At 70.9% G+C, this 6,905-nt stretch carries 8 protein-coding genes; all 8 read right to left on the reverse strand.

Features of this window, described 5'->3' with window-relative positions:
• Nucleotides 1-670 (reverse strand): phosphoribosylanthranilate isomerase (locus BFF77_RS26675; protein ID WP_066954531.1); only part of this gene is annotated, 670 nt, incomplete at its 3' end.
• Nucleotides 667-1,812 carry an acyl-CoA dehydrogenase family protein gene (locus BFF77_RS26680; protein ID WP_066954534.1) on the reverse strand — a complete coding sequence of 382 codons (1,146 nt, stop codon included), beginning with the start codon at nucleotides 1,810-1,812 and terminating at the stop codon, nucleotides 667-669. The genes BFF77_RS26680 and BFF77_RS26675, both read right to left, overlap by 4 nt.
• A gap of 81 nt (nucleotides 1,813-1,893) precedes the next feature.
• The gene (locus BFF77_RS26685; protein WP_066954537.1) at nucleotides 1,894-2,268 is read right to left on the reverse strand and encodes an ectoine synthase; all 375 of its coding nucleotides are present in this window, start codon (nucleotides 2,266-2,268) and stop codon (nucleotides 1,894-1,896) included.
• Nucleotides 2,269-2,270: 2 nt separating this feature from the next.
• A complete protein-coding gene (trpA, locus tag BFF77_RS26690; protein ID WP_066954540.1) occupies nucleotides 2,271-3,095 on the reverse strand; it encodes a tryptophan synthase subunit alpha in 825 nt (274 codons plus the stop codon).
• Nucleotides 3,088-4,137, reverse strand: a complete 1,050-nt coding sequence (locus BFF77_RS26695) for an anthranilate phosphoribosyltransferase (RefSeq protein WP_066954543.1) — start codon at nucleotides 4,135-4,137, stop codon at nucleotides 3,088-3,090. Before BFF77_RS26695 ends, trpA begins: the two co-directional genes overlap by 8 nt.
• Before the next feature lie 2 nt (nucleotides 4,138-4,139).
• Nucleotides 4,140-4,403 (reverse strand): acyl carrier protein, encoded by a 264-nt coding sequence (locus BFF77_RS26700; protein ID WP_046502413.1) that lies wholly within the window; start codon nucleotides 4,401-4,403, stop codon nucleotides 4,140-4,142.
• Entirely contained in the window at nucleotides 4,400-5,905 is a 1,506-nt protein-coding gene (locus tag BFF77_RS26705) for an AMP-binding protein (RefSeq protein WP_066954547.1), read from the reverse strand. The genes BFF77_RS26700 and BFF77_RS26705 overlap by 4 nt, the downstream gene beginning before the upstream one ends.
• Nucleotides 5,895-6,824, reverse strand: a complete 930-nt coding sequence (locus BFF77_RS26710; RefSeq protein ID WP_066954550.1) for a MaoC/PaaZ C-terminal domain-containing protein — start codon at nucleotides 6,822-6,824, stop codon at nucleotides 5,895-5,897. The genes BFF77_RS26705 and BFF77_RS26710 overlap by 11 nt, the downstream gene beginning before the upstream one ends.
• Between the last annotated feature and the right edge of the window lie 81 nt (nucleotides 6,825-6,905).

The following is a 6,905-nucleotide window of genomic DNA, read 5'->3' on the forward strand; positions in this document are numbered from 1 at the left end:
CGCGCATCCCGGGTTCCGCGGTGTCCACATCGACACCGCGGAACCCGGGATGCGCGGCGACGCCGTCGTAGTCGGAACGGTTGTACGGGGAGATCCCGCCCGCGAGCAGGAACGGACGGGTGAGCCTGGGCAGCAGCGCCAGTACGTCCGGCTCGGGCAGCCGGTGTCCGGTGCTGCCGATACGGCCGTCCTCGGTGGCCGCGTCGAGCAGGAACAGGTCGGTGCCCGCGCGTTCGTACGCGCCGATCAGCGGGCGCTCGACACAGCTCCCGCCGCTCAGGTGCAGGACTTTGACGAGGACCGCGTCGGGCAGGGCGGCGCGCAGCGCGGCGATGACGGCGGGCGGCTGGTACGCGTGGAGCTGCAGCCAGCGCAGACCGGTGCGGCGCGCGAGGCCGGCCAGGGCCTCGGGATCGCCGAGGAAGGTGACGAGGACCGGTTCGAGGCGCCCGGTGGCACGGGCCGCCGCGACGAGTTCGGTGAGGCGCGCCTCGGTCAGTTCGGCGTGGCCGCCCGGTACGCCGTGCCACACGCCGACGCAGTCCGCTCCCGCGGCCGCCAGCGTGGTGATGTCGTCCGGTGAGGTGGCCCCGCAGACCTTCAGAACCCGGCGGGTCTCGGGTGCGGCCGAGTGTCCCGCCGGGAGCCTGGAGCCGGGTTCCGGGATCATTTGCCCAGACCCAGCATCGAGGCGATGCGGTTGTACTGGATCTCCGTGGTGCCGGAGTAGATCGTTCCGGCCACGGCGTTGCGCACGTCCTTCTCCAGCCCGTACTCGGTCATGTAACCGTGTCCGCCGAAGATCTGCACGGCGATCAGGCTGGTCGCCAGGTTGCTCTCGCTCGTGACCAGTTTGGCGATGGCCAGGTCCACCGTGACGTTCTCGCCGGCCGCGAGCCGTTCAGCGGTGTCGTAGAGCCATTTCCTCGCCGTCTCCAGCCGGATCTTCGTGTCGACGATCTTGTTGGCGACGGACTGGTACGAGCCGATCGGCTTGCCGAAGGAGCGGCGGGTCTTCGCGTAGTCGAGGCAGCGGTCGAGCCGGTGCTGCATCTCCCCGACGTTGACGATGAACGAGAAGAGGATCTCCCGCTTCATCACGTGGTCGAGCACGATGAACCCTCCGCCGACCCGGCCGAGCACCTGGGTCCTGGGGACACGGCACTCGTCGAAGAACAGCTCGCTGAGCGGCGAGGTCCGCAGGCCCATCTTCTTGGTCGGCTTGCCGATCGTGAGTCCCGGAGTGTCCCGGTCCACCAGGAACGCGGTGACTCCGAGTGCTCCGCCGTCCGGATGCGTACGCGCGTAGACGACGAACACATCGGCGACGGGGCCGTTGCTGACGAAGATCTTGGAGCCGTTCAGGACGAACTGGTCGCCGTCCCGCACCGCCCGTGTGGTCATCGCCATGGCGTCCGAGCCGCCCTCCGCCTCGGTGATGGCGTGGGCACCGATCAGTTCCCCGGAGCAGATCCGGGTGAGGTAACGCTCCTTCTGCTCGTCCGTGCCGAACTTCTCCACCGGTACGCCGGTACTGGCCATGGTGGTGGTGACCGAGAAGCTCAGCCCCGAGTCACGGCAGTTCTCGCCCAGCCCTTCGAGCAGATACATGGTGGTGAGCAGGGACTGGCCGAGGCCTCCCCACCGCTCCTCGAAGGGCAGCGCGAGAATGCCGGTCTCCCGGATCAGTTTCCACTTGTCCCAGGAGAACGTGGCCTGTTCGTCCTGTTCTATGTGGCCGGCGCTGAGCGCCTCACCCCACCGGGCCAGACCTTCGCGCAGTTCGGCCTGGTCGGCGTTCCAGCGGATCACGGCGAGCCTTTCCGTTACGGATCAGTGCGGGCGGTCGAGCAGGATGTACTGGATGTGCGGGTTGTACTGGAAACGCGCGAATCAGTAGGCGGAGGACACGTGCTCGTCGAGCTGGTGCACCTCGTCGCCCTTGAGCGCCGGGGAGAAGACGCACACCAGACGCAGGTCCTCGTGCGGGCTGGCCACGAGGTAGTGGGCGTCGTGCTCGTTGAGCGAGTAGAGGACACCGGGCCTGATCGGGTGCGAGGTGCCGTCGAGCTCGATCACCTCGCCGGAGCCCTCGATGCAGTAGCAGGATTCGATGTGATTGCGGTACTCCAGACGCGACTTGGTGCCCGCGCGCACGGTAGTGTCGGTGATGCTGTAGTCGAGGCCGTCGGCGGCCACGATGAAGCGACGGCTCAGGCCATTGCCCCACTCGACCGTCTTCACGTTCTCCAGTTCGCGGATGAACATGTTCAGCTCCCTGTTCTCTCAGGTGTGATGGAACGGTTGGGCGATACGGACCTGACGAAGGTGCGGAAGCCGTCGATGACGTCGCCCCCCTGGTCGAGCGACTGCTCGATCCGGGCGACTCCTGCGGAGCCGATGATTACGGCATCGGCTCCGCAGGCTCCGACGGTCTCCACGTCCTGCCTGGTCCTGACCCCGAAGCCGATGGCTATCGGGGACGTCGTGTGCGCCCGGAGCGCGGTGACCGTGGCGGCCAGTGCGGCATGGCCGGCGGCCGGAGCGGTGCCACTGCGTCCGTAGTGGGCGACGAGATAGAGATACGCGCCAGCCTCGGCGGCCGCCTCGGCCATGGTCGCGGGCGGGCTCTGCTGGTAGCAGGTGGTGACCACGGGCACTCCGGCCGCGCGGGCCGTCGCGTAGTGGGCGGCGCGCAGCCGGGGCGGCAGCGCGTGGACGAGCAGCCCGTCGGCTCCGGAGTCCGCGATCGCCCGCAGGGTGCGCTCCGGGTCCCGGTGCTTGAGCGAGTGGCTCCAGTCGGCGAGCAGCGCGATCCGCAGCCGGCGCAGCCTCGGCCGTACCTCGGCGATGAAGGCCAGCACCTCGTCCAGTCCGACGCCCAGGTCGAGCGCGCGGCGGGCCGAGCGGCGGATCACGGGGCCGTCGGTGACCGAGTCCGGGAAGGGCACGGCCAGTTCGAGGCACTCGACGCCCTCTTCGTCGAGCATGAGGACCAGATCGGCGAGGACGTCGAGCGGTGGATCCCCGGCGTTGAGGAAGAGCGCCAGCCCGGGTCCCTGTCCGGGCGCGGTCCGCGGGAAGAAGTCAGCCATGGCTCGCCGCCCCGGTCCTGACGGACGTGGTGGGCGCCGCCGCCCGTACGCGCTCGGCGAGCTCGCGGGCGGCCCCGCTCCGTACGGCGTCCTCCGCCACGGCGACGGCCTTGGTCCAGTCCGGGGTGTGACCGCTCGCGACGGACAGGGCCGCCGCGTTGAGGCAGACCGTACGGGTGGCCACCTCACCGGCGGTGCCGGCGAGGACGGAGAGGAAGTGGGCGGGCGCGTCGGCGGGATCCGTGACCGGCTGCAGATCCTCGAATCCGCCGTCGGCCGGTACCAGCTCGCCCGCGGGGAAGCGCAGCTCCTGGCCGTCGTTGGTGTGGATCGTGTTGTCGGCGAAGCCGAGGAGTTCGTCGGCCCCGCGGTCGTTGGTGGTCAGCCACAGGGTGCGGCCGGTGACGGTGGTGGCGAGGGCGCGCAGCTCCGCCAGCGGCGCGCTCGCCGAGACACCGGTGATCTGCGCCGTGACGGGCAGTTCCGCGAGGAAGGGCCCGAGGCAGTTGAGGAACCGGCCGAAGGGCTTCATGCTCGTCGGCGCGATGGTCCTGGCCAGCCGGGTGAGCTGGAGCGGGTAGACGAACGGGCCGGTGAAGGCGATGCCGAACCGGTCCAGCGTCTCCGCGGTCTGGTCGTACGAGGAGGTCAGCCGGACGCCGAGCCGCTCCAGCAGGTCGACGGAGCCGAGCGAGCTGGTGTACGCGCGCGAGCCGCTCTTGACGACCCGCACCCCGGCCGCGGCGGCGACGAACGCCGACGCGGTGGAGATGTTGAAGGTCCTCGGTCCTCCGCCGGTGCCCACCACGTTGACCGTGCCCGCCCAGCGGCCCGCCGGTTCGGCGGGCCGCCGTTCGGCGAGCGAGTCGAGCAGCCCGCGCAGCGTTTCGGGGCCGGGCAGCGCGGTCGTCAGGGAGACCAGCAGGGCGAGGGCCTGTGCTCTGTCGAGGCCGCCGTCGCCGAGCTCGTCCCAGAACGACCGCCAGGTCTCGCGCCCGACCGGCGCGCGCCGCTCCAGCAGGCCGATGAGTGCGTCATGCACCGCTAGCTACCTGCCACCTCGGGACGGCGCGCACCGGCGATGAACGCGTCGATCGCCGCGACACTGCGGAAATTGTTGGGATCGAGGTCGGCGTCGCCGATCGCCACCTCGAAGCGGTCCTCGACCCAGGCGATCAGCTTCAGCACACCGAGGCTGTCGATGACCCCGTCCGAGAGCAGGTCGTGGTCGTCAGCGAGCTCCTGGGCCGTGACATCCGGCAGGAACTCCTCGATGACGAACTGCTTGATGGTGCCGACGTGGCTCATGACGTCCTTCCTTTGGCTGTTGACAACTCGTGGAGACGGTCGAGCGCCTTGCGGTCGACCTTTCCTGTGGCGGTCTTCGGCAGCGGTTCCCCGACGATCTGGAGCTTCGCGGGGACCGCCGCCCTGGGCAGGCTCCTGGCGCAGTGCTGACGGAGTGTCAGCGTGCTCAGACCGCTGCCGGGCGCCGCCTGGACGGCGGCGACGAGCCGGCGGCCCTCGATCGGGTCGGGCAGGGCGGCCACGCCCGCTTCGAGTACCGCGGGATGGTCGAGCAGCACCCGTTCGACCTCCGCCGTGTTCACGGCGACACCGCGGACCTTGACCTGGTGGTCGCTGCGTCCGGTCAGATGGAGCCGGCCGTCGCCGTCGCGCCGTACGAGGTCGCCGGTGCGGAACCAGCGACGGTCGTCCAGTCCCAGCGGATGGCCGGTGAACTTGTCGGCGTGGCGGGTCCGGTCGAGATAGCCGGCCGCCTGGAAGGGCGTGGACACGTACAGCTCACCGGAGCCAGGACCTTCGACCGCCTCGCCGCGCTCGTCCAGGATCAGCGCCTCGACGCCGGGCAGCGGGACACCGATCGGCACCGGCGGGAAGGCGGTGGTGCTGGTGTCGACCTCGTGGATGAAGCTGTCGTTGGTCTCGGTGCAGCCGTAGATGTTGTGGATGCGCGCCTTGGGGAAGAGCTCGGGCAGCGCGGCGAAGGTCCGGTCCGGGATGACGTCACCGCTGAACATCACGTGCTCGACACCGGGCAGGGTGGCACCGCGCCGCTGGGCCGCGTCGAGCAGCAGCCCGTAGAACATCGGCACCGCCTGGACGACCTGGACGTCATGGCGTTCGAGGAGATCGAGCAGATGGCCGCCGCGGGCGGCGAGTCCGGGATCGACCAGGACGACCCGGCCGCCGTGCGCGAGTGTCGTCCAGACGTCCAGCAGACAGAGGTCGAAGTTGAGAGGCGCGTAGTTGAGCACCGTGCTGCCGGGGCCGATCGAGAAGGCCGGGCCGGCCCAGGCCGCGAACCGGTTCACGGCCTCGCGGCCGAGCGGCACGATCTTGGGCAGACTGGTGGAGCCGGAGGTGGTGAGCATGAAGGACACCTCGGCGGCCTCACGCGGTGCCAGCGGCTGCGGGGTGACGTCGGGGCTGGGCACCACGTCCGCGTCCGTGCCGTCGGGCGTGATGACCTGACGGCAGCCGGCCTGCGCGAAGAGATCGGCGAGCAGGGCGGGCGCGAGCGCGGGCGAGGGCAGCAGGAAGGGCCGCCGGGCCAGCAGACAGGCGAGCACCAGGGCGATGGCCGCCGGCGACTTGGTGGCGAGGACGCCCACGGGCTCGGCGGGCGCCAGGCCGAGCTGGGCCAGCCTGTCCCGTTCGCGTCCCGCCCGCTCGTAGAGCTCGCGGTAGCTGATCTCCTCGCCGTTCCACAGCAGTGCGGTGGCATCGGGCCGCTCACGGACCTGGGAGAGGAATCCTCCCACCAGGCCGAGTCCGTCAGTCGTCATCGCCGACTCCGTCTCCGGTCGCGTTCGGGATCTCCTGGGCTGGTGCGGGTGCTTGTACGGGTGCGGGTGCCAGCTCGACCCAGCCGCTCTTGACGGCAGGGCCCGCCGGTGTACGGCAGGTGAAGCGCACGACCCGTCCCGCCGCGTCGGGCTGGAGGTCGAGTCGGAGCGGCTCGCCGGGCGCGACGGGCGCCGAGAAGCGCCCGCCGATGCCCAGCACGCGCGCGGCGTCGCCGTCGGCGTACCGGTCGGTGATCTCCTCGACGGCCAGCGCCACCACACTCATGCCATGGGCGATGACGGAGTCGAATCCGGCCGCGCGGGCCGCCTCCTCGTCGAGGTGGATCGGGTTCTCGTCGCCGGAGGCATGGGCGTAGCGGCGGATCCACTCCACGGTCGGCTCATGGACGACGGTGGCGGGCTCACCGGCCCCGGCGGGCGCGGGAGCGGCGGCTCCTGCGGTGATGTCTCCGAAGGGTTCGAGCGTGGTGGCGCCCACCAGCAGGGCGCTGGTGATCAGCTCGGCGAACGGCTCGGGCTCCCCGGCGCCGTCCAGGCCCTCGGCGCCGTCGCCGGTGAGCCGGGAGCGCAGGGCGACCCGTGTCCCGCGCCCCTCGCGCCGGGCGCCGAGCACCTCCAGCCGTACGGTGACGCGCTCGTCGGCGCGTACGAGGCGGTGGCCGCGGATGTCCTGGGAGAGATGGACGACCGAGACGGGTCCCGGCTCGTCGGCGGTCAGCGCGGCCACGGTCCGCTCGGCCACCGTGTGGGCGAGGACGAACGCGTGGACGGGCGAGGCGAGTTCGTCCTTGGCGACGGGCAGTTCGGCGCGGACCGCGCCACGGTAGGCGGCGATCTCCTCGGCGGTGACGGTACGGATCACGGCCGGGATGCCGGCGGATGCGGAGGCGGTCGTCATACCGGCGCCACCACCAGGGTGGAGTTGTGGCCGCCGAAACCGAAGGAGTTGGACAGCGCGGGACCGGATGCGACGGCGCGC

This window comes from Streptomyces lushanensis (assembly GCF_001700515.1).
Lineage (GTDB): Bacteria > Actinomycetota > Actinomycetes > Streptomycetales > Streptomycetaceae > Streptomyces > Streptomyces lushanensis.

What these genes read in the sequence shown, in the direction of transcription:
- BFF77_RS26685 (WP_066954537.1), bottom strand. Translation starts at nt 2,268, where the DNA reads ATGTTCATCCGCGAACTGGAGAACGTGAAGACGGTCGAGTGGGGCAAT.
- trpA (WP_066954540.1), bottom strand. Translation starts at nt 3,095, where the DNA reads ATGGCTGACTTCTTCCCGCGGACCGCGCCCGGACAGGGACCCGGGCTG.
- BFF77_RS26700 (WP_046502413.1), bottom strand. Translation starts at nt 4,403, where the DNA reads ATGAGCCACGTCGGCACCATCAAGCAGTTCGTCATCGAGGAGTTCCTG.
- BFF77_RS26705 (WP_066954547.1), bottom strand. Translation starts at nt 5,905, where the DNA reads ATGACGACTGACGGACTCGGCCTGGTGGGAGGATTCCTCTCCCAGGTC.
- BFF77_RS26710 (WP_066954550.1), bottom strand. Translation starts at nt 6,824, where the DNA reads ATGACGACCGCCTCCGCATCCGCCGGCATCCCGGCCGTGATCCGTACC.